Origin of the sequence: Halalkalibacter urbisdiaboli (assembly GCF_002156385.1) — a bacterium.
GTDB lineage: Bacteria > Bacillota > Bacilli > Bacillales > Bacillaceae_D > Halalkalibacter_A > Halalkalibacter_A urbisdiaboli.
The window spans coordinates 817,609-837,857 of sequence record NZ_MVJM01000001.1 but is presented as its reverse complement, the minus strand read 5'-3'; the positions used below and the strand labels follow the sequence as shown (position 1 = coordinate 837,857).

16 protein-coding genes are annotated in these 20,249 nt (G+C 37.5%); 9 read left to right on the top strand and 7 right to left on the bottom strand.

Annotated features, from left to right (window positions below; all coding sequences use genetic code 11):
• Positions 1 to 28: 28 nt before the first annotated feature.
• Positions 29 to 1,213, bottom strand: coding sequence for a DUF418 domain-containing protein (locus tag B1R93_RS04310; RefSeq protein ID WP_088102728.1), 1,185 nt, complete (start codon positions 1,211 to 1,213; stop codon positions 29 to 31).
• A 181-nt stretch (positions 1,214 to 1,394) separates the two neighbouring features.
• On the opposite strand from B1R93_RS04310, the gene nfsA reads away from it, so the two are divergent.
• From nfsA to B1R93_RS04295, 3 genes are all read left to right on the top strand, one after another.
• Positions 1,395 to 2,135, top strand: a complete 741-nt coding sequence (gene nfsA / locus B1R93_RS04305; protein WP_088102727.1) for an oxygen-insensitive NADPH nitroreductase — start codon at positions 1,395 to 1,397, stop codon at positions 2,133 to 2,135.
• A gap of 153 nt (positions 2,136 to 2,288) precedes the next feature.
• Positions 2,289 to 3,479: a pyridoxal phosphate-dependent aminotransferase gene (locus tag B1R93_RS04300; protein WP_088102726.1), complete on the top strand. Its 1,191-nt coding sequence runs from the start codon at positions 2,289 to 2,291 to the stop codon at positions 3,477 to 3,479.
• Between the two features lie 131 nt (positions 3,480 to 3,610).
• Positions 3,611 to 4,234, top strand: coding sequence for a fumarylacetoacetate hydrolase family protein (locus tag B1R93_RS04295; protein ID WP_088102725.1), 624 nt, complete (start codon positions 3,611 to 3,613; stop codon positions 4,232 to 4,234).
• 16 nt (positions 4,235 to 4,250) lie between these two features.
• Here B1R93_RS04295 and amyS read toward each other — a convergent pair whose 3' ends face one another.
• Entirely contained in the window at positions 4,251 to 5,843 is a 1,593-nt protein-coding gene (amyS, locus tag B1R93_RS04290; protein ID WP_088102724.1) for an alpha-amylase, read from the bottom strand.
• A 349-nt stretch (positions 5,844 to 6,192) separates the two neighbouring features.
• Positions 6,193 to 7,569, bottom strand: a complete 1,377-nt coding sequence (locus tag B1R93_RS04285) for an alanine/glycine:cation symporter family protein (protein WP_088102723.1) — start codon at positions 7,567 to 7,569, stop codon at positions 6,193 to 6,195.
• 127 nt (positions 7,570 to 7,696) lie between these two features.
• On the opposite strand from B1R93_RS04285, the gene B1R93_RS04280 reads away from it, so the two are divergent.
• Positions 7,697 to 8,437, top strand: coding sequence for a glycerophosphodiester phosphodiesterase family protein (locus B1R93_RS04280; RefSeq protein ID WP_165763723.1), 741 nt, complete (start codon positions 7,697 to 7,699; stop codon positions 8,435 to 8,437).
• 73 nt (positions 8,438 to 8,510) lie between these two features.
• Here B1R93_RS04280 and B1R93_RS04275 read toward each other — a convergent pair whose 3' ends face one another.
• The 4 genes from B1R93_RS04275 to B1R93_RS04260 form a co-directional block, all read right to left on the bottom strand.
• Positions 8,511 to 10,937, bottom strand: coding sequence for a glycogen/starch/alpha-glucan phosphorylase (locus B1R93_RS04275; RefSeq protein ID WP_088102721.1), 2,427 nt, complete (start codon positions 10,935 to 10,937; stop codon positions 8,511 to 8,513).
• Positions 10,934 to 12,370 (bottom strand): glycogen synthase GlgA, encoded by a 1,437-nt coding sequence (gene glgA / locus B1R93_RS04270; RefSeq protein ID WP_088102720.1) that lies wholly within the window; start codon positions 12,368 to 12,370, stop codon positions 10,934 to 10,936. Before glgA ends, B1R93_RS04275 begins: the two co-directional genes overlap by 4 nt.
• A gap of 104 nt (positions 12,371 to 12,474) precedes the next feature.
• Entirely contained in the window at positions 12,475 to 13,587 is a 1,113-nt protein-coding gene (gene glgD, locus B1R93_RS04265) for a glucose-1-phosphate adenylyltransferase subunit GlgD (protein ID WP_342587499.1), read from the bottom strand.
• Positions 13,588 to 13,617: 30 nt separating this feature from the next.
• Positions 13,618 to 14,772 (bottom strand): glucose-1-phosphate adenylyltransferase, encoded by a 1,155-nt coding sequence (locus B1R93_RS04260; protein ID WP_088102719.1) that lies wholly within the window; start codon positions 14,770 to 14,772, stop codon positions 13,618 to 13,620.
• A gap of 395 nt (positions 14,773 to 15,167) precedes the next feature.
• Between B1R93_RS04260 and B1R93_RS04255 the strand changes: the two genes are divergently transcribed.
• From B1R93_RS04255 to B1R93_RS04235, 5 genes are all read left to right on the top strand, one after another.
• Entirely contained in the window at positions 15,168 to 15,866 is a 699-nt protein-coding gene (locus B1R93_RS04255; RefSeq protein ID WP_088102718.1) for a DUF2225 domain-containing protein, read from the top strand.
• Positions 15,867 to 15,967: 101 nt separating this feature from the next.
• On the top strand, positions 15,968 to 16,426 hold the full coding sequence (locus B1R93_RS04250; RefSeq protein WP_088102717.1) for a chemotaxis protein CheX: 459 nt from the start codon (positions 15,968 to 15,970) through the stop codon (positions 16,424 to 16,426).
• A 186-nt stretch (positions 16,427 to 16,612) separates the two neighbouring features.
• Positions 16,613 to 18,157: a bifunctional GNAT family N-acetyltransferase/carbon-nitrogen hydrolase family protein gene (locus B1R93_RS04245; RefSeq protein WP_088102716.1), complete on the top strand. Its 1,545-nt coding sequence runs from the start codon at positions 16,613 to 16,615 to the stop codon at positions 18,155 to 18,157.
• A gap of 180 nt (positions 18,158 to 18,337) precedes the next feature.
• On the top strand, positions 18,338 to 18,838 hold the full coding sequence (locus tag B1R93_RS04240; RefSeq protein ID WP_088102715.1) for a FixH family protein: 501 nt from the start codon (positions 18,338 to 18,340) through the stop codon (positions 18,836 to 18,838).
• Between the two features lie 134 nt (positions 18,839 to 18,972).
• On the top strand, positions 18,973 to 20,199 hold the full coding sequence (locus B1R93_RS04235; protein ID WP_245308182.1) for an ROK family transcriptional regulator: 1,227 nt from the start codon (positions 18,973 to 18,975) through the stop codon (positions 20,197 to 20,199).
• Positions 20,200 to 20,249 lie beyond the last annotated feature (50 nt).

Sequence of the window (20,249 nt, the reverse complement as noted above, 5' to 3'; positions counted from 1 at the left end):
TTTCATTCTCCTTTTTTCATACTAAATATTAGCGTTTTAATTTAGGGAATCTTAAATATGTCCCAGCTCTCCAAAACCATTCGAAGGGGCCAACGTAGTAGTTGTGTAACCACCACTTACTTCCTAAAATTTGTAATGTGAAGAAAAGTAAGCTTATTATGACACCGAAGAAATAACCGATACTACCAAAAAGTCCCAAGCCGTAGCCGTAAAATAAGGATGTAAACACGATGGATTGCAGTAGGTAGTTTGTTAGAGAAAGTCTTCCAACGTAAGTTAAAGGTTTTAGCCACTTTTTCCCTTTTTCTGTTGTTGCTATAAGGACAATACTTGTAGCGTAAAACATCGCAATCATCGGTCCACCGATCATGGAATGGAGCATTTCCATTTGGTCTGTATCATTAATAACATATGCCAGTTTACTAGGAAACCCTACACAAAGTGTAATCCACCAAATCCGCTTAAACATGGGAAGGTGTTTAGTCGGTTCTATTAACCATTTTTTTCGTGCGACATAAGCACCTAAAAGAAACATTCCGAGAACAGAAATCATAGAAGGCACGAAAATTATAATGTCTCCAATCCATCCCATCCCCAATGGATCCGCATGAAGTCGGAATGAAATAACATCTGTATATGCACCTGTAGCGAGGACAGCTTTCTCCTCGATAGAGTAAGTTGTAAGAGACTGATTTATATCATCCATAGAATCGTCTTCTTCAGGTGTGGCAATCGATAAAGCCATAAGCATTAGGAATAAAAAGGACCAGATAAGTAATCCGCGTTCACTTAATTTCAAAAAGAAAAATAGAAGAAACGAAGAAAGGGCGTACATAAACAAAATATCTCCATCCCAAATAAATAGACCATGAAGATAACCAACAATGAGTAAGATAAACATTCGACGCCAATAAAGTAGTGAAAATGGAAGCGTTTGTTGCTCTAACCGTTGTTTCAAGAAGGCCATTCCATAGCCGAATAAGAATGAGAATAAAGTATAAAAGCTAGCTTTGGCAAAGATAAGAATGAAATTTTCGGCAATTTTATCGAGCAGACCGAACGGATAATAATTATGCAAATCCGGAATAAGAAAAAGACCATATTGAAAATTCATACTGTTTGAGAGAAGTATACCGAGTAATGCAAGGCCTCTCATCATATCGAGTGTGTCTATTCTCTCTTGCTCTAAAATAGATTGAGGGCGATGTGTCATAGTTTCCTCCTTTTAATGTTTACTTTCTTTGCCATTGTAATTTATTGTCTTTTTTTTCACAAGAACGATTTACTAAAATTGAAAATAGTCGAAACTAAAATGAACAACCCAAATTCTTTTGAATCTAAAAAGAGTTAGGTAAAATAAAAGTAGAAGCATTTATAGAAAGGGAGATACTGCTATGAATACAATGATTGAGTTAATTCAAAGTCACCGTTCGATACGGAAATTTACAAATGAAAAGGTTTCTAATGAACAAATTAACATGATTGTAGAGGCAGGTAGGTGGGCTCCGTCCTCTCACCATGTTCAAGCATATAGCATTGTAGTTATAAACGAGAAGGAAAAAAAACGAAATTTGGCGTCATTAGCTGGAAATCAAAGCTATGTTGAAAGTTGTCCGGTATTCTTTGTTATTTGTGCTGATTTTTATCGTTTACACGAAGTTAGTACCTTACTTAATAAGCCATTTGAGGTAGGTGAAATTGAACAGGTTCTTGTTGGTGCAGTGGATGCAGCACTTGTTGCTCAAAATATGTTGTTAGCTGCAAGGGCAAACGGTATGGGAGGAGTAATGATTGGAGGGATACGTAATGAACCAGAAAAAGTAGCGAATCTTCTTAACCTCCCGAAATATACATTTCCAGTCATGGGACTTTGTATCGGCTACCCAGATCAGGACCCAGCTCAGAAACCTAGACTTCCACTAAAGGCGGTTGTTCATGATGAACAATATAATACGGTTCAATTAAATCAAGTGTTGCGGGAATATGATGATGTCATGAGTGACTATTATAGGAAACGTACTAAAGGAAAGCGTATAGAAACGTGGACTTCTCAAATGGCTAACCATTTTACAACGCCGAAACGCCCGCAGGTCGGGGAGTTTCTCAAAAACCAAGGCTTTCTTAAAAAAGAGTAGCAAAGCTGATTGTCCTAGTCTTGACAAGAATAACGTTTTTCTATAAACTCTCAGCATATGTTTCTGACCAACTAGTAAAAAAGGAAGTAAATATTTAGAGAAAAAAAAGCCTCCTTTTCTTGAAAAAGGGGCTTTTTGTGAATGAGGTGTAGGATGAAAACATTTAAGCAATCTGATGCATTAAACCGACTTCCGAAGCAGTTTTTTGCAAATCTTGTCAAGAAGGTTGTTGATTTAAAGAGAGAACATGATGATGTGATTAATTTAGGACAAGGAAATCCGGACCAACCAACACCGGAACATATTGTTGAAAAGTTGAAGGAAGCATCTGATAATCCACTTTATCATAAATACTCGCCATTTGATGGATATCCTTTTTTAAAGCAAGCAGTTTCAGATTATTATAAAAGAGAATATAACGTAGACATTGATCCAAATACAGAGGTAGCGGTTCTTGCTGGAACAAAAACAGGACTTGTAGAAATAAGTCAATGTTACTTAAATGAAGGTGACATAGCACTTGTTCCGGATCCGGGTTATCCAGATTATTGGTCTGGTGTCGCTTTGGCTGGAGGGAAAATGCATGAAATGCCCTTACGTGTCGAAAATAATTTCCGCCCAGATTTTTCCGAAATAAATGAAGAAGTTCTCAATTTAGCGAAATTAATGTTTTTAAACTATCCAAATAATCCAACAGGTGCCATTGCTACAAGGGAATTATTTGAGGAAGCCATTTCGTTAGGGGAAAAGCATGATATTTGCATTGTTCATGATTTTGCTTATGGGGCAATAGGATTTGACGGAGATAAGCCACTCAGTTTTATGGAGATTCCTGGTGCGAAAGAAGTTGGCGTCGAGATGTTTACTTTATCAAAAACATATAATATGGCGGGGTGGAGAGTCGGTTTTGTTGTTGGGAACCCTAGCGTTGTTCAAGCAATCGAGCTTATTCAAGAGCATTATTATTGCAGTATGTTTGGTGGAATTCAGGAGGCAGCAGCGCATGCGTTATTATCTGATCAGACATGTGTAGAGGAGCTTGTTAACACATATGAATCTAGAAGAAATGCGCTACTAGATGCTGCTCATAAGATTGGTTGGGACGTTCAAGCACCAAAAGGCTCCTTCTTTGCTTGGTTTCCTGTTCCAAAGGGCTATACCTCTGAGACGTTTGCAGACCTTTTATTAGAAAAAGCAAGAGTTGTCGTTGCTCCAGGGGTTGGATTTGGTACCTACGGTGAGGGTTACGTTCGAATAGGATTATTAACGAGTGAAGTAGAGTTACGGACAGCAATGAGACGTATAGAAGAGTTAAATATTTTTGAGCGTATTACAGCGAGATAAAGGAAATGATAAGAATTGAGGAGACTTTTAAAAGGGTGTCCTCTTTTTTTTCGTACATTAGTTCTAGACGATTAATGTTCGGCTCAGCTAAGATGGAAAGTGTAAATGTAAAAAATGAAGGAGGAAAAAACATGGAAAAGGTAGGGAATATTTTTTGTATAGGTCGAAATTATGCCAATCATGCGTCCGAATTAGGAAATGAAATTCCGAAAGAACCTATTTTATTTTCAAAGCCGACTCATGCTCTTACATATGCTGATGGAGAGACCATTTGTTTTCCTAATGGCCAAGGTGACATTCATCATGAATTAGAAATTGTGCTCTATATAGACCGCGAAGTAAACAGAGGGGATCGGGTAGATGACGTCGTAGGAAAAATGGCGTTAGGACTTGATTTAACACTACGTGATGTACAAACCGCTTTAAAAGATAAAGGGCATCCATGGCTACGTGCAAAAGGTTTTAAAAACTCTGCAATTATGACAAAACTATGGGATTTTCCAGGGGAAGAGGCTTGTAAAAAACAAACATTTTCGTTAACCAAAAATGGTGTTACTGTTCAAAAAGGAAACATTCAGGATATGATGTTTAACTTTCAAGCGATTATTCATGAGTGTTTAGATGTCTTTGGCTTAGGGGAGGGGGACCTCATTTATACTGGGACTCCTGAAGGTGTAGGCCCCATTGCAGATGGGGATGAATTTATTTTTTATTGGGGGGGAGAGGAGAAGGGACGTTTTCGAGTTTCGAAGTGAAGCTATTACATAAAAGCTAAAGAAAACCCACAACGACTCGTGGGTTTTCGTAAGTTTCTAATCTCTTTGCCCAAATTGAAACGGAACCACCGTTAACAGAAAAATTTCCCCAACCATCATTGTTGATTGTAACTGTACCTGAAACATTTCCTGTAATGTCACTCCATACTTGGCCAGCCTTCTGTTTACCAACATACATCCATTTATTTCCACCAGGTCCATCGGAGAGGAGCGTCGCAAGTCCTGAATTAGCATGTGCGCTATTTCCTTCACGTGTCCAACCAATGATATCATGATGATCTAAGTAGTCGTGTTGTGTACCATAAGCATATTTTTGTCTGGCTTCTAAAATAGGGTCTATTTTTGATTTCATCGCTGGTACATCATGAGTTGGAATTCCATAATAGTCACCATAAAATACAGAACCATATCCATGTTGGCGAGTTAACGTTAATGCATACGCTAATGGTTTAAACCATTCTTCTACAAAGGATTCAAGAGCCTGTTCGGGCTGGGAATCATGATTATCGACAAAGGTTACAGCATGTGAAGGATAACGTTGAACGACTGTACCGTTAAAGATATTACGCATATCGTAATTTCCACTACTTTTTGATGCGCTATACAGATTATAGTGTAAAGGCACATCAAAAACAGAGTGATTCCAATCGGTCTTGCTTAAGTAATTTTCAAGAGCACCGATGTCGTTTTTCCAAAACTCAGCAACGGCAAACATGTCCTTTCCTGTTGCCTGTCGAACATGATTAATCCAATCTCTTGTAAAGCTATACTTAATATGTTTTACAGCATCAATTCTGAACCCATCCAGTCCAAGTGTGTTTGTATACCATACCCCCCAATTTTGTAATTCGTCTACAACATCAGGATGGTCCATATCGATATCCGCATACATTAAATAATCGTAATTTCCATTTTCAGTATCTACTTCCCAATCCCAATTCTTTCCTGTGCCTCTAAATTTATAAATCCGATTTTGAAGTTTACGAGATTCATCCCAGTCTGTACCATCAAAATGATACGAGCGCCACTTAAAGCTAGAGTAGGTATTTCCGCGACCAGGAAAATCAAATTTTGTCCAAGCTTGAATATCATAATCACCGGTAATTTCTTGATTTCGATTAGAGGGATTTACTTCAACTGCTCTAACCCATTCGGTTCCGTCGGCTCCGCCTTTATGGTTCATCACAACATCGCCATATACTTGAATTCCGTTATTTTTAAGGGATGAAATGGCAGAGTGTAACTGATTTTTTGTTCCGTATTTTGTCCTTATTGTTCCTTTTTGATTAAATTCACCTAAATCATAAAGATCATAGGCACCGTAACCAACATCGCCTTGAGTTGAACCTTTCCAAGCTGGCGGAATCCAAACCGCTGTAATTCCACTGTTTCTTAAATTGGTCGCATCGTTTCGAAGACGGTTCCAATGCTCACCATCATTAGGTAGGTACCATTCGAAATACTGCATCATTGTCCCGTTCGTTCCGTCATGATGAGCTACAACGCTGCTAGGTACATATGGGATTGAAGAAAAGACTAATAAAATCACTAAAAACGTGCTGATGATAAACCTAAAATTCTTCCTCATCAAAATCCCTCCATTCACAATTTATGCAACCGTTTGCAAAATAAGATACAATGACACCTCCTTTGTTGTGAAAAGGTTGCATTGCTACGGTTATATTAACCGCTATTTCATAATATCACCATTTTACTATTTTGTGCAAACGCTTTCTTTTGATTGGTTACTAAATAGTGAGCAATCAAAAGCGCGGCTGTCTCAAAAGCTTAAAGTGTGCACAGCAATGGCTTCGTTTCTCTATACGTTGAGACCCCACTCATCGTGTAGCGACTTCAATGCTAAAGGCTGTGCCAAAAGGTTGTTTTTTAACCTTTTGACACAGCCTCGTTTAACGTGTTATCAGATTTTCATTCAATTAATTTGAGTGGTCGATCGTCGGTTGTCCTGCTTTTTCTTCACGCATATGTTTAAGGAATAGATGTGTTTCTGCAATGACAACGCCAGATAGACCGAGAAGCCCGATTAAGTTTGGAATCGCCATAAGGCCATTCATGATATCGGCGACACCCCAAACAAGGTCAAGACTTGATCCAGCCCCTAATACAACAGCTAAAACAAAGACAATTCGGTAAACCTTAATGGCCTGGTTTGACTTAAATAAGTATACAAAACATTTCTCTCCGTAATAGGACCAACCAAGAATTGTAGAATAGGCAAAAAAGATAAGCCCAATTGCAACAATAATCGAACCGATCGGACCAAGGAAAAATTCAAAGGTTGCAGATGTTAAAGCTGCTCCTGTTACATCACCCATATAAAGATTTCCCATAACAAGCGAAATACCAGTAATTGAACAGATGACAATCGTATCAATAAATACTTGTGTCATAGATACAAGAGCCTGGCGCCCAGGATAATCCGTTTTTGCAGCAGCTGCTGCAATTGGAGCTGAACCGAGACCGGCTTCATTTGAAAACACTCCACGCGCAACCCCATATTGAATAACTGCTCCAATGGCACCACCGGCTACCGCTTGACCAGTGAAAGCGTCTGAGAAAATAAGTCCGATCGCACTAGGCACGAGTGATGCATTGCTTATAATTAAAATGAGACCAGCGATAACATAAAAGAGAGCCATAATAGGAACGATAAAGGCAACAGTACGCCCAATGCTACGTATACCACCTAAGATAACAAGTCCTGTAAATACAGCCAGTACTACTCCTGTTATCCATGGATTAATGCCCCAATTGCTTTCGATAACGGCAGCAACTGAATTTGATTGAACCGTATTTCCGATTCCAAAGGCAGCAATTGCCGCGAAAATGGCGAAAATGACGCCAAGCCATTTTTGACCGAGACCTTTTTCTAAATAATACATTGGTCCTCCAGCCATTTCTCCGTTGCTTGCTTTCTCACGATATTTTACAGCAAGGATAGCTTCAGCATACTTTGTTGCCATTCCGAATAGAGCAGAGAGCCACATCCAGAAGACAGCACCTGGTCCACCAATAACGACTGCTGTAGCCACACCAGCAATATTACCAGTTCCGACGGTCGCAGCAAGAGCAGTCATTAGTGATTGGAAATGTGAGATATCACCTTCAGAATTCTTATCTTGCTTACGGCTGAAAGCGAGTTTCAAAGCATAAGGCAAAGTAGAAAATTGTAAAAATGAAAGACGAAATGTTAAATAAATCCCAGTACCTACTAATAAAATAAGCAGGGGTGGTCCCCAAATAAAACTACTAATTTGATTGATCACTTGCATTAATTGGCTATTTTCACCCATTAGCATTCAACCTCCTTTAATTAATAATATAACGATATTGAACAAAGATGTCACTGATATGAAATATATTTTAATTTATATATTCTTAGAAAGAATTTAAAACTAAAATTGAATGGAGGAGAGGAAAATGACCCGGACAAACATTTTTGCTCACCGTGGCTTATCGAGCTTGTATCCAGAAAATACAATGGCAGCTTTTCGAGCAGCGGCTGAACTAGGAATAGAAGGAATTGAACTTGATGTACAACTAAGCAAGGATGAGGTTCCTGTTGTCATTCATGATAGTGAACTAGAGAGGACGACAAACGGAACGGGTTTAGTCAAATCAGACACAATAGACCAATTAAAACTATTATCGGCAGGGGAGTGGTTTTCGGAAGAATTTAAACATGAGAAAATTGCTACTTTGGAAGAAGTGTTAGCATGGGCACAGTCAAAGAAGATCATCATTAATATTGAAATCAAGACAGACGTCTTAAAAAGGGAGCTATTAGTACAAAAGGTTCTTCCGTTGATTTCAAAGTATGAGTTGCTTCATAGGGTAATTGTATCATCCTTTGACCATAACCTTATTCGGTTGATTAAGAGGAGAGAGCCGAAGCTAGAAACGGCAGTAATTGTAGTAGCTTCTTTAATAAGTCCAGACCTATATCTTGCTGATGCAGCGGTTGAAGGTTATCACTGCCATTCTGCTTCGATGTCAGAAAAGGAAATGATAGACTTGATGAGTAAAGGGGTCAGGGTACGACCTTATACGGTTAATGACAAAAATGAAATGGTCTCAATAATGAAGATAGGGTGCGATGCATTTTTCACCGATTACCCGCAGATTGCAGTTGAGGTTAGAGAAGAGCTAATCGATCAGTAGAATAAGCAATGTTACTGGTGTCCTGAAAGAAATAGTGTTATTTCAGGACACCAGTTAATAAAAAGAGAGGTTTTTAAATTTCTACTGGATGAATGCCCCAGATTTCATTAGCATACTGAGAAATGGTTCGATCGCTTGAAAACTTTCCTGAATGGGCAATATTCGTGATGCTCTTCTTTAACCACGTTTGTTGATGACGATAGGTTTGGTCAACAAGCTGCTGCGCCTCCACATAACTATCAAAGTCTTTTAGAACAAAAAATTCATCGTTTTTCATAAGAAGGGAGTAGTAGATATCTTTAAACTCTACGTCATCATTACTGAAAAATTGTGTAACTAATTGATCTAAAACTGTTCGTAAACGTTGATCAGAATTATAGACGTCACGTGCTCGATATTGCCCGTTCCTCTGGTATTCAAATACTTCTTCGGATGTTAAACCAAACGTAAATAGATTGTCTGGGCCAACCATCTCGGCTATCTCGACATTCGCTCCATCACGTGTACCAAGTGTTAAAGCCCCATTCATCATGAGCTTCATATTACCTGTGCCCGAGGCTTCTTTACTTGCAGTGGAGATTTGTTCACTGACATCCGCTGCTGGAATGATTCGTTCAGCAAGACTAACATTGTAATTTTCTAAAAAGATAATCTTGATTTTATCCTTTGCCACTGGATCATTATTAATTTTTTCTGCAGCAGATGTAATTAATTTAATAACGTTTTTAGCAAAATGGTATCCAGGTGCAGCCTTTGCTCCGAAAATGAAAGTTCTCGGTGTCATTTGCAAATGAGGATTCTCTCGACAAAGGTGGTATAAATGCAAAATATGAAAAATATTTAGTAATTGCCTTTTGTAGCCATGAAGTCGTTTAATATGTACATCGAAAATTGATTGTTCATCAATAACGATACCATACTGTTTATAAATAAATGAGGCAAATGCTTGCTTATTTCTAAGCTTTACATTAGAAATAGCTTCTTGGAAGCTCGAGTCATGGGCAAACTTTAACAATTGAATTAATTCTTTTGGTTCTTTAATCCAGCCTTTCCCGATCGTAGTTGAAAGGAGATTTGCAAGCTCTGGGTTCGCATTAAGAAGCCAGCGTCTGTGCGTTATCCCATTCGTTTTATTATTAAACCTTTCTGGAAAAACGGTATAGAATGGCTTCATTACTCGTTTTTTTAATATATTTGTATGAAGTTTCGCAACCCCATTAATGCTATAGCTACCGACCATTGATAAATGAGCCATATGAATGGTTCCATAGGAGATGATCGCCATTTGATGTATAGAATCTCTAAGCTCAGGAAAGTCATGCCAAAGCATTCTACAAAAACGTTCGTTAATCTCTTCAATAATCATATAAATTCTTGGCAGCAACGTCTGGAACATTTCCTGTGGCCAAGTTTCGAGCGCCTCATTTAGTGTCGTGTGATTTGTATAAGCCACCGTAGATGTCGTTATAGACCATGCCTCATCCCACCCTAATCCTTCTTCATCAAGTAAGAGTCTCATTAATTCTGGAACGATTAAACTTGGATGGGTGTCGTTTATTTGTAAAGAAATATAATCAGGAATTTGTTGGATTGAAAGATTAGACTTTTTATGTTTTTGTAAAATGCTCTGGAGTCCAGCGGAAACAAGAAAATACTGTTGTTTTAATCTTAGAAGCTTACCTTCATAGTAAGAATCATCTGGATACAAAAACTCAGAAATCTGCTCAACAGAACGCTTATAATCTAAATAGTGATAATAATCATGTCCGTTTGGTGATTGAAAATGAAAATGATTACTCATCGATTCTGCGCTCCAAAGCTGCAGAGTGTTAACGACATCATTTTGATAGCCGACAATTGGTACATCGTACGGGATTGCTAATACCCGTTCATAATCCCTATGTTCAAAGCAAAGCTTTTGGTCTCTTTGAATCGTGTGTACGGTTCCACCGAATCGGATCTCAACGGCTTCTTCCTCACGTTTTGTTTCCCACATATAGTCATCCTTTAACCAATAATCAGGAAGCTCTACTTGATAGCCATTCACCATTTTTTGTTGAAACAAGCCATATTTATACCGAATTCCGACACCGTGTCCAGGAAGCTTTAGTGAGGCTAAAGAATCGAGAAAGCACGCTGCTAGTCTTCCAAGCCCACCATTTCCAAGTCCTGCGTCATGTTCTTCGCAAAAGACTTCCTCGCTATGAAAGCCAAAATCAGTTAAGGCTTCACGACAAATGTTTAACCAGCCGACATTTAATAGATTTGTTTCGATTAGTCGACCTAATAAGAATTCCATTGAAAAATAATAGACTTGCTTATGGTCCTGGTCTTGATAGGCTTGCTGTGTTCGCTGCCATTTTCGGTGTAGCTCATCCTTTAGCATCAGACTGATCGCTTGAAAGGCTTCTTTATCTGTTGCTTCTTCAACATTCTTCCCAAAGGTAGTTGTTAATTTATCACAAAATTCTTTCTGAAAGACTTCTTTCGTCATCGTCATGTTACCAACGCTCCTTGTTTACTCGCTAATGTACGATAGAGGTTCACATATTCCTTTGCGGATTCCTTCCAACTGAAATCAGATTGGTAGACATTTTGCAGGATTTTTTGCCAATGTTCTTTGTTCCAGTAGAAGTATATGGCGCGGCGAATGGTATAGAGTAAATCATGAGCATTATAGTTTGTAAAACTAAACCCATTTCCTTCACCGGTAAATTCATTATATGAATTTATCGTATCATTTAAACCTCCCGTTTCCCGTACAATCGGTACACTCTCATAACGTAAAGCTATAAGCTGGCTTAAGCCACAAGGTTCGAATTGAGATGGCATGAGGAAAAAATCGGAGGCAGCATAATAAAGCCTTGCTAAATCTTCGTTAAATGTTCGTTCGATATGAAATTTATTTGGATACTTTTGTTTAAAAAAACAAAAGGCTTCTTCTAATTCATGTTCTCCAGTCCCAAGTACAAGTAATTGGATGTTTTCCGATTCAAGTAGTTCATCAAGAATATGAAGGATTAGTGGAATCCCTTTTTCAGGGACAAGTCGAGTAATAATCGTAAACATAGGTATTGATACGTCTGTTGTTAAGTTTAATTGATGTTGTAAAGTTTGTTTATTTAAGCGTTTCTGGTCAGGTTGGTTCAGGTAATTGAAAGGAAGGGCTGGATCAGTCGCTGGGTTAAATTCGTTATTGTTAATACCGTTAAGAATACCAGTCATGGCCGATTCACGCGTTAATAAAATTTCATTCAAGCCCTCACCAAAATAAGTAGATTTGACTTCATTTGCATAGGTTGGACTTACAGTTGTAACCCAGTCCGCATGAACAAGTGCGGCTTTTAAAAAGTTAATCTGTTCGTCCATGATGAGGCTATTAAAATAGGCCTCATCAAGGTGGATGAGTTCATGAAATATAGACAACGGAAAATTTCCCTGATAACGAAGATTGTGAATGGTGAAAATGGTTTTAATAGAGTTAAGGTCATAGGATGCTTTAATATAGACAGGAAGTAGTCCTGTTTGCCAATCGTGACAATGAAGAACGGCAGGTTTGAGCTGTAAGTTGTGGAGCGTGCTTAAGACGGCATGGGTGAAAAAGACGTATCGTTCAGCATCATCAAACTGTCCATAAAGAGAGTCTCGCTTGAAATAGTATTCGTTGTCGATAAAAATATAAGTAACTCCCGATAACGCTAATTTAAAAATCCCACAATATTGTTGTCTCCATTGAACGTTAACTTGGAAGGAACCAATAAATTCTAGTTGTTCTTGCCAAGCTAAGGGCATCGCTGAATGCTTTGGTAAAATTACGCTAACATTGATATCTACAGCGTTTGCGATTTCATTTGGCAAGGAACCTATGACATCTGCCAATCCTCCGGTTTTAAAAAAAGGGGTCGATTCTGAAGCAACCATGACTACGTCCATAAAAAATGCTCTCCTTTTATATAAAATTATGTAAACTAGGAAGAAGAATTATTGCAGGTTCGTCAAATCAAATCACATGATTTGATTCGACGAAGCGAGGATGATTACATTACTTTTCTCTTGGCAATGACATATGGTTTCTCCGGTAGACCAATAAATGATCGTTGTGGTGAAAGTAAACTATCTTTATCTAGAATTGCATTCTCAATTTTTGTCCCTTCATGTATATGACACTGCTGCATGATAATTGAGTTTCGAATTATTGCATCTTTATGAACATGAACCCCTCTGAATAGAATGCTATTTTCAACGGTTCCTTCTATAATACAACCATCTGCTATAATAGAACGCTGTACTTTTGCACCTTTTAAATAAGAAGAGGGTGGCTCATCCTTTATTTTCGTATAGATTGGTTTTCGGTTTAAAAATAATTGTGTATAAACGTCAATATCTAGTAGTGACATACTATGAGTATAGTAACTATTGAGGGAATTTACAAAAGCAAGATAACCTTCATAAGCAAAGCTAGATACTTTCAAATTATCTAAATTCGAAAAGATCCCATCCATTAATAAGCTTTGTTTTTTCCTTGCAATGCAATCATCAACAAGCTTAAGAAGCAAATCCTTTCGAATAATATACATTTTCATAAAAACATGTTGATTTTTATTGTCCTCTAGCATGCCAATGACATTTCCCTTGTCATTAAATTGAAGCTTTGGTTCTTGTTCATAGTCTGGGAGGGTTGCTGAAGAAACAGGTTGATAAATAACAGTTACATCTGATTTGTTTAAAAGATGTTGTTGAAAGACATCTTGATAATTAATGTGGCAAATAAATTGACTTCCGGAAATTAGGACGTGTTCTGCCTGACCACGTGAAAAGAAATCACGATTATTATGAAAATGCTGAAGCTCTCCTTGTGATATATCTGTTGGGTCATGCCAATCTGGAGGGAGAATAAAGAGGCCGCCACGTTTGCGATCAAGGTCCCATGGCTTTCCTGTTCCTAAGTGATCCATTAATGAGCGGTATTTTTTTCTTGTAAAAACTGCAATATCTTGAACACCCTCGTTCACCATATTAGAGAGAACAAAATCAATAAGGCGATAACGACCACCGAATGGTACGGATGCCCCGCATCTGAAATAGGTAAGCTCATTTAGTAAATCCTGTTCACCATCTAAATTAATAACCCCCATTAATTGTTTCATCATTCATGTCATCCTTTCATATTTAAACTTGTATTAGCCGTGTGAATAGAACATTTCCTGTAAGGGGGTTTCTTTGCTGATAACGAGTATGTCATCACCCTGTGAGGTGATTTTTGTACCATCAGGAATGAAGGTACCTTCCTTTACAATGACTTTATTTAGTGACACGTTTTTGCCGATTATGACATCAGGCATTAAGACAGAATCCTCTATGAAGCTATTTCTTTGAACCTCAACATTATTAAACAAAATAGAGCGAGTAATTGAACCATTTATGATGCAGCCTTCGTGAATGAGCGAATTAGATACAAAAGCATCTTGGGAAAGATAGTGAGGTGGTTGATTAAGATTTTTAGAGTAAATTGGCCAATCTCCATCGTGAAGTTGAAGTGTAGGGGCCTCATCTAGTAAATCCATATTTGCTTCCCAATAGCTGTTTACAGTTCCAACATCCTTCCAATATCCTTTGAAAGAGTAGGCGAATAACTTACGTTGATCAGCTAACATAGCTGGAATAATGTCTTTACCAAAATCATGACTAGAATGTTCGAGTAACGCATCAACTTCTAAATATGATTTAAGTACAGACCAATTAAAGATGTAAACCCCCATTGAAGCTAGATTGCTATTTGGGTAAGGAGGTTTTTCTTCAAATTCTGAAATGGAACCATCGATATTTGTATTCATAATGCCAAACCGTGAGGCTTCATTCCATGGAACTTCAATAACAGAGATCGTTGCTTCAGCGTTTTGTTTCTTGTGATAATCTATCATTGCTTGATAATTCATTTTATAAATATGGTCACCAGATAAAATGAGGACATAGTCAGGATTAAACTGTTCAATATAGCAAATATTTTGGTAAATCGCATCCGCAGTTCCTCGATACCATGAGCCCCCCTTCTTTTCAACAAATGGTGGTAGGCAAGTTAACCCTCCTTTTCCTCGATCTAAATCCCATGACGCTCCGTTTCCTAAATGCCGATGGAGTACGAGATGTTCATATTGAGTAAGGACGCCAACCGTATCGATACCCGAATTCGTACAATTGCTAAGTGGAAAATCGATAATCCGGTATTTTCCTCCAAAGTAAACAGCAGGTTTAGCTATTTTTGTTGTAAGACTCCCTAATCGCTTTCCTTCACCACCAGCTAATAACATAGCAACACATTCTTTTTTCACATACATGCCCCACTCTCATTTAATTTTATCTACATGAATACGAGTGTTTGTCACAACGAATTCATGTATGTATATGATTAAGAGAGCGTTTACCATTCCGGTCTTTTCATTTATTTTTTAATTTAATTTATTCTAGAAAGATTAGGATTGCGTGAAATCGCGTGTTAATAGGGTTTTTTAAGATATATTATTATCTTCTTATAATGAAAAGTTATTGTAGAAGTTATAAACAACCGATAAAGTATAGATTTAAAATGGCAGATATAGTAAAAAAGACTCTACTTAGGAACGGTAAATTAAAAAAGAATCAGGAGAAATCAGAAATTATGTAAAAAGGTGTAGTCTAAATAGGCACTAATGTACTAAAATATAAGTAAATAAAAAAGACTAGGGTGAGGCTTATGTCAGTGCAGCTGAAACCACTTTACGACAAAGATCAAACTTGCTTATTTTGTGAAAAAATCTACCAAACAAAACGACTTCGTTCAAAGTTTGTTCGTGTTAAACAGGTTCATAGCGATTTTTATACTGAATATAAAGATCCGGATTTAAATCCGCTTTTTTATGAGGTAAGTGTTTGTCCTCATTGTGGCTTCGCATCCTCCGATACGTTTTCGTCGAATTTTCCTTCTGGAACTACGAATGTTATCGCGGAACAGTTTAAGGATTGGAAAATGCAAGACTTTGGGAATGAGAGAAAGGTTGAGGATGCCATTCGCGCTTTGAAATTGGGGATTTTGTCGGCTATGTTAAAAAGAGAAAAGCATGTCGTGATTGGTGGGTTATGTCTAAGGTTAGCTTGGTTATTTCGGTTGATTTCGAGTGAAGAGCAGGAGATTCGATTTCTTAAAAAGGCACAAGAGCATTATGCTAAGTCTTACGAGGAAGTAGATTATAAAGATACACAAATGACTGATATGCGACTACTTTATTTAATAGGTGAGTTACATCGGCGTATTGGAAATCAATCGGAAGCTATCCAATTTTTTTCCCGGGTCATTCAACATAAGCATAAAGCGACCGAACCGAAAATTGTAGAAATGGCTCGAGAACAATGGTATCTTATTCGTGAAAAAAACGATGAAGAAGCTACAATTTGATAGAAAAGTCACAATTTATAAGCGAGCTATGGTAAACTTATATAAAAATAATTTGCATTTCGACAGGATTTTACTGAGCGAGAAGCTTTGGAGGAATAGAAGTGAATGTGAAACATATAAACGCTATTTGCCGAGCTACGAAAGAAATATTATCTAGTCATTTTGGTGTAGAGGTAACTCCTTTAGCTCCTAGTGCAGGTACAGGGAGTGTCCCTTCAAATGATATTTCTGTTATTTTAGGTGTAAAAGGGCAATTAACAGGTCAAATTGTTTGCTCTTTCTCTGAAGATACGGCTAAGAAGATTGTAGGGATTATGATGGGCGGAATGCAAATAGAGCAGTTAGATGAAATGGGTTGGAGTGCTGTTCAAGAGTTTGGAAATTGGGTTGCTGGAACGACAGCAACGGAACTCTCAAAAGAGGAATGTATTATTGACGTTACGACACCGATTATCAGTGAAGGGGAGTCAAAGTATCATTCAGGTAATCCTTTTGTTACAGTTCCACTAGATAGTCCTATTGGTGGAATTGATGTTCATATTGCTGTAAAAGAAATGTAACGAATAACGGTTGGGGTTGAGTTTACTATCGACTTCTACCGTTTTTTTATTTGAAAAAATTGTATCCCGTGGAAAACGGTCAAAGTATACAACCAATAATAAACGATGTAAAATAGTAATTCAGAATTTCTTGTTATTTTGTGCTACATTTGAAAAGAATTATGACCAGGCAAAGGAGATGGGTGAATGTCTGAGATTGTGGATGTATCAAAATTTGAGAAAAAAATGATTATTCGAAACATCGAAGAGAAAGATTTCGATGCAATTATAGAAATGCAAAAATTATGTTTCCCGAACATGGAACCATGGGAACGCGAGCATTTAAAGAGCCACATTGATATTTTTAAAGAAGGACAATTTTGTGTTGAATATGATGGTGAGATTATTGGTTCATGTTCAAGTTTAATTATTAACTTTGACGAGTATGATGATCAGCATACATGGGATGAAGTAACTGATAATGGATACATTACAAACCATGATCCAGAAGGGTATAATCTATACGGAATTGAAGTCATGGTTCATCCTAAATACCGTCGCATGAAGATTGGGCGTCGGTTATATGAGGCAAGAAAAGATTTAGCACGTGAATTAAATTTAAAAAGTATCATAATCGGTGGGCGAATTCCGAATTATTATAAATACGCAGACAAATTAACACCACGTCAATATGTTGAAGAAGTTTCATTTCATAACATTTATGATCCAGTATTGACGTTCCAAGTAATGAATGGTTTTACGTTAAAACGTATTAATCAAAATTATTTAGAGGACGATAAGGCGTCTATGCGTTATGCTACCTTGATGGAGTGGAATAACATTGATTACCGTCCAACTACACCTAAGCGACAATTTAAGACGTCTTTTCCTGTAAGGATTACAACAATTCAGTATGAAATGAAGAAAATTTACTCATTTGAGGATTTTGCTGTACAGTGTGAGTATTATACGGATGTAGCTGCTAGCTATAATTCGGATTTTGCTGTATTTCCTGAAATTTTCACCCTGCAATTGTTATCGTTTCTACCAGAGAAAAGCCCAAGTCAGGCGATTCGTCGTTTAACCGAATTTACGGAAGATTATATTGAGTTGTTTACGAACTTAGCTGTTAAATACAATGTTAATATTGTTGGTGGCTCTCACTTTGTTGAAGAAGAGGGGAAAATATATAATATTGCTTATTTATTCCGTCGCGACGGGACGATTGAGAAGCAATATAAGCTCCATATTACACCGAACGAGCGTAAATTCTGGGGAATTACAGGTGGTGATAATGTCAATGTGTTTGATACAGATTGTGGAAAGGTTGCGATCCAAATCTGTTATGACATTGAATTCCCTGAGTTAGCACGTATTGCCGTCGATAAAGGAGCAAATATTATTTTCACTCCTTTCTGTACTGATGATAGGCAAGGTTATTTACGTGTACGCTATTGTTCTCAGGCGAGAGCGATTGAGAATCAGGTATTTACTGTCTTATCAGGAACTGTCGGAAACTTACCGGATGTTGAAAATATGGATATTCAATATGCACAGTCTGGTATTTTTAGTCCGTCTGACTTTACCTTTGCCCGTGATGGGATTGTTGGTGAGTGTAATCCGAATATAGAAACGGTCGTTGTTGGTGATGTTGATCTTGAAAGTTTAAGAAGACATCGACGAGCTGGCAGTGTGAATCAATTGAGAGATAGAAGGCATGACATTTATGGTATAACATACAAACAAAAGTAGTTTAATGAAGCTCCAAAAAGATTTAATCTTTTTGGAGCTATTTTTTTCGTTTTTAGATAGAGGATAACCTTAAAGTGGATTCGGTTCAGGACTGATCATCATCTATCCTCGTATAAAAATATGTTTATCCAGCAGGGTGGGTGGAAAAAATAGAAAAAGCAGCCAGAAGGGGGAGATACTATGAAGGTCGAACATCAGCAGAGAGGTCAATCTGTTTTATATTTTATCGGAACCTTAATGTTTATTGTTTCAATGGTTTTATTATTTCAAACGTTTGAAAAAAAAGAGGAAGTGACCAATTGGACCTTAGAGGTAATAGGTACGGATGAACATCATCCGACAGGAAAAGCTGTTGATATTCAGCTCTTTTTAAGGGATGAAATGGGGGTTCCAATAGAGGATGCATCCATTACTTTAATAATGGATCGTCCTAGTACAGTACACAATATAGAGAAAGTTATGCATCATGTTGAAGACGGCTTATATGAATCTGAAGTAATATTTTCGTTGCCAGGGACATGGATTGGCATAGTTGAAGTAAACAGAGGAAAGGATTATTACCAGAATCAATTTTTATATCATGTCAACGGACGAATTGTTTCTAAACAAAATCGAGATCCAGCTGATGTTTTTCAATTAGACCAACCGTTACCGAATGACATAAAGAGAGAGTTAAAATAAGAATGTCATCAAGACTTAAAAGCTTCCAACGCTATTAAGTCTTTTTTATTTAAACGAAGGTTTCAAGTTCCTTTCTAATAATCGGGAAAATACGCTATGATAGAAGTAATGATTGTGTAAGGGAGAGAAGTCAATTGTCAAGTTCGAAGGTAACGGGTAGTTTTCAACTAATGAAGTCACTAAATCGCTCACTTATTTTAAATACAATTCGGCAGTATGAGCAAATATCTAGAGCCGATATTGCAAAGAAGACAAAACTAACCCCACCAACGGTTACAAATATTGTAGGTGAACTTATAGAAGTAGGTCTTGTAAAGGAAAGTGAAGTGGGTGAATCAAGGGGAGGACGTAAGCCTATTTTATTAACGATAGATCCAAATCACTCCTTTATTATTGGATTAGATGTAGGTGGACTTCTAGTTCGAGCAGTATTAACAGACTTAAATGCAAATATTAAAACACAAAAAACGGTAGATTTACCGAATGAGCTAGATAATGAATCACTATTAATGAGCTTAACGAAGGTTATTGAAGAGATTATTGCTGAAGGAAGTGTTCCTCCTGATAAATTATTAGGTATTGGTGTTGGAATGCATGGGATTGTTAACCATATCAAGGGTGTTTCTGTTTTTGCACCTAATTTTAAATTAACAGATATTCCAATTAAGGCTCATTTGGAGCATCGTTTTCAATTACCTACGTTTGTTGAGAATGACGCTAGAGCGCTTGCTTTAGGTGAAGCATGGTTTGGAAATGGGCGCGAGTTAGATAATGTAATTTGTATCAACGTTGGTGTTGGTATTGGAGCGGGGATTATATTAAATCATGAATTGTTTCATGGCCAAAATGGAATCGCAGGAGAATTTGGTCATATGATAGTTGATTTAAATGGGGAAAAGTGTACATGTGGTAGCTATGGTTGCTTACAGACGATCGCTGGAGGCGGAATGTTACGAAAGCGGGCACTTAAAGAAATTGAGTTAGGGAGAAAGACGAAGCTGACTGAGAAAATGGGTACTAATTTAGATAAAGTAACTGGTGCACTCATCCATCAATGTGCTTTGGAAGGCGATGAATTGTCAGCGCAAATATTAGAGGAGACAGGGCGTTATCTAGGAATAGGTGTAACTAATTTAATAAATTTATTCAATCCGACTCGCGTTATCATCGGCGGAGGAGTATCTAAAGCGGGTGATTTCGTTATCGAGCCACTTCGGGAAGTAGTGAAGCAGCGTGCATTAACACCGAAAGCGCGCGAAACAGATATTGTCGTTTCGAAGCTTGGGGAGTACGGAACTGTAATTGGAGCAGTTACTCTTGTGCTAAAAGATATATTTTCTCCTAATTTAAAATCTAGGTAAGAAAAGTTTTTATAAATCATCCATTCCTAAAGGGCTTTTTTGTGGTATAA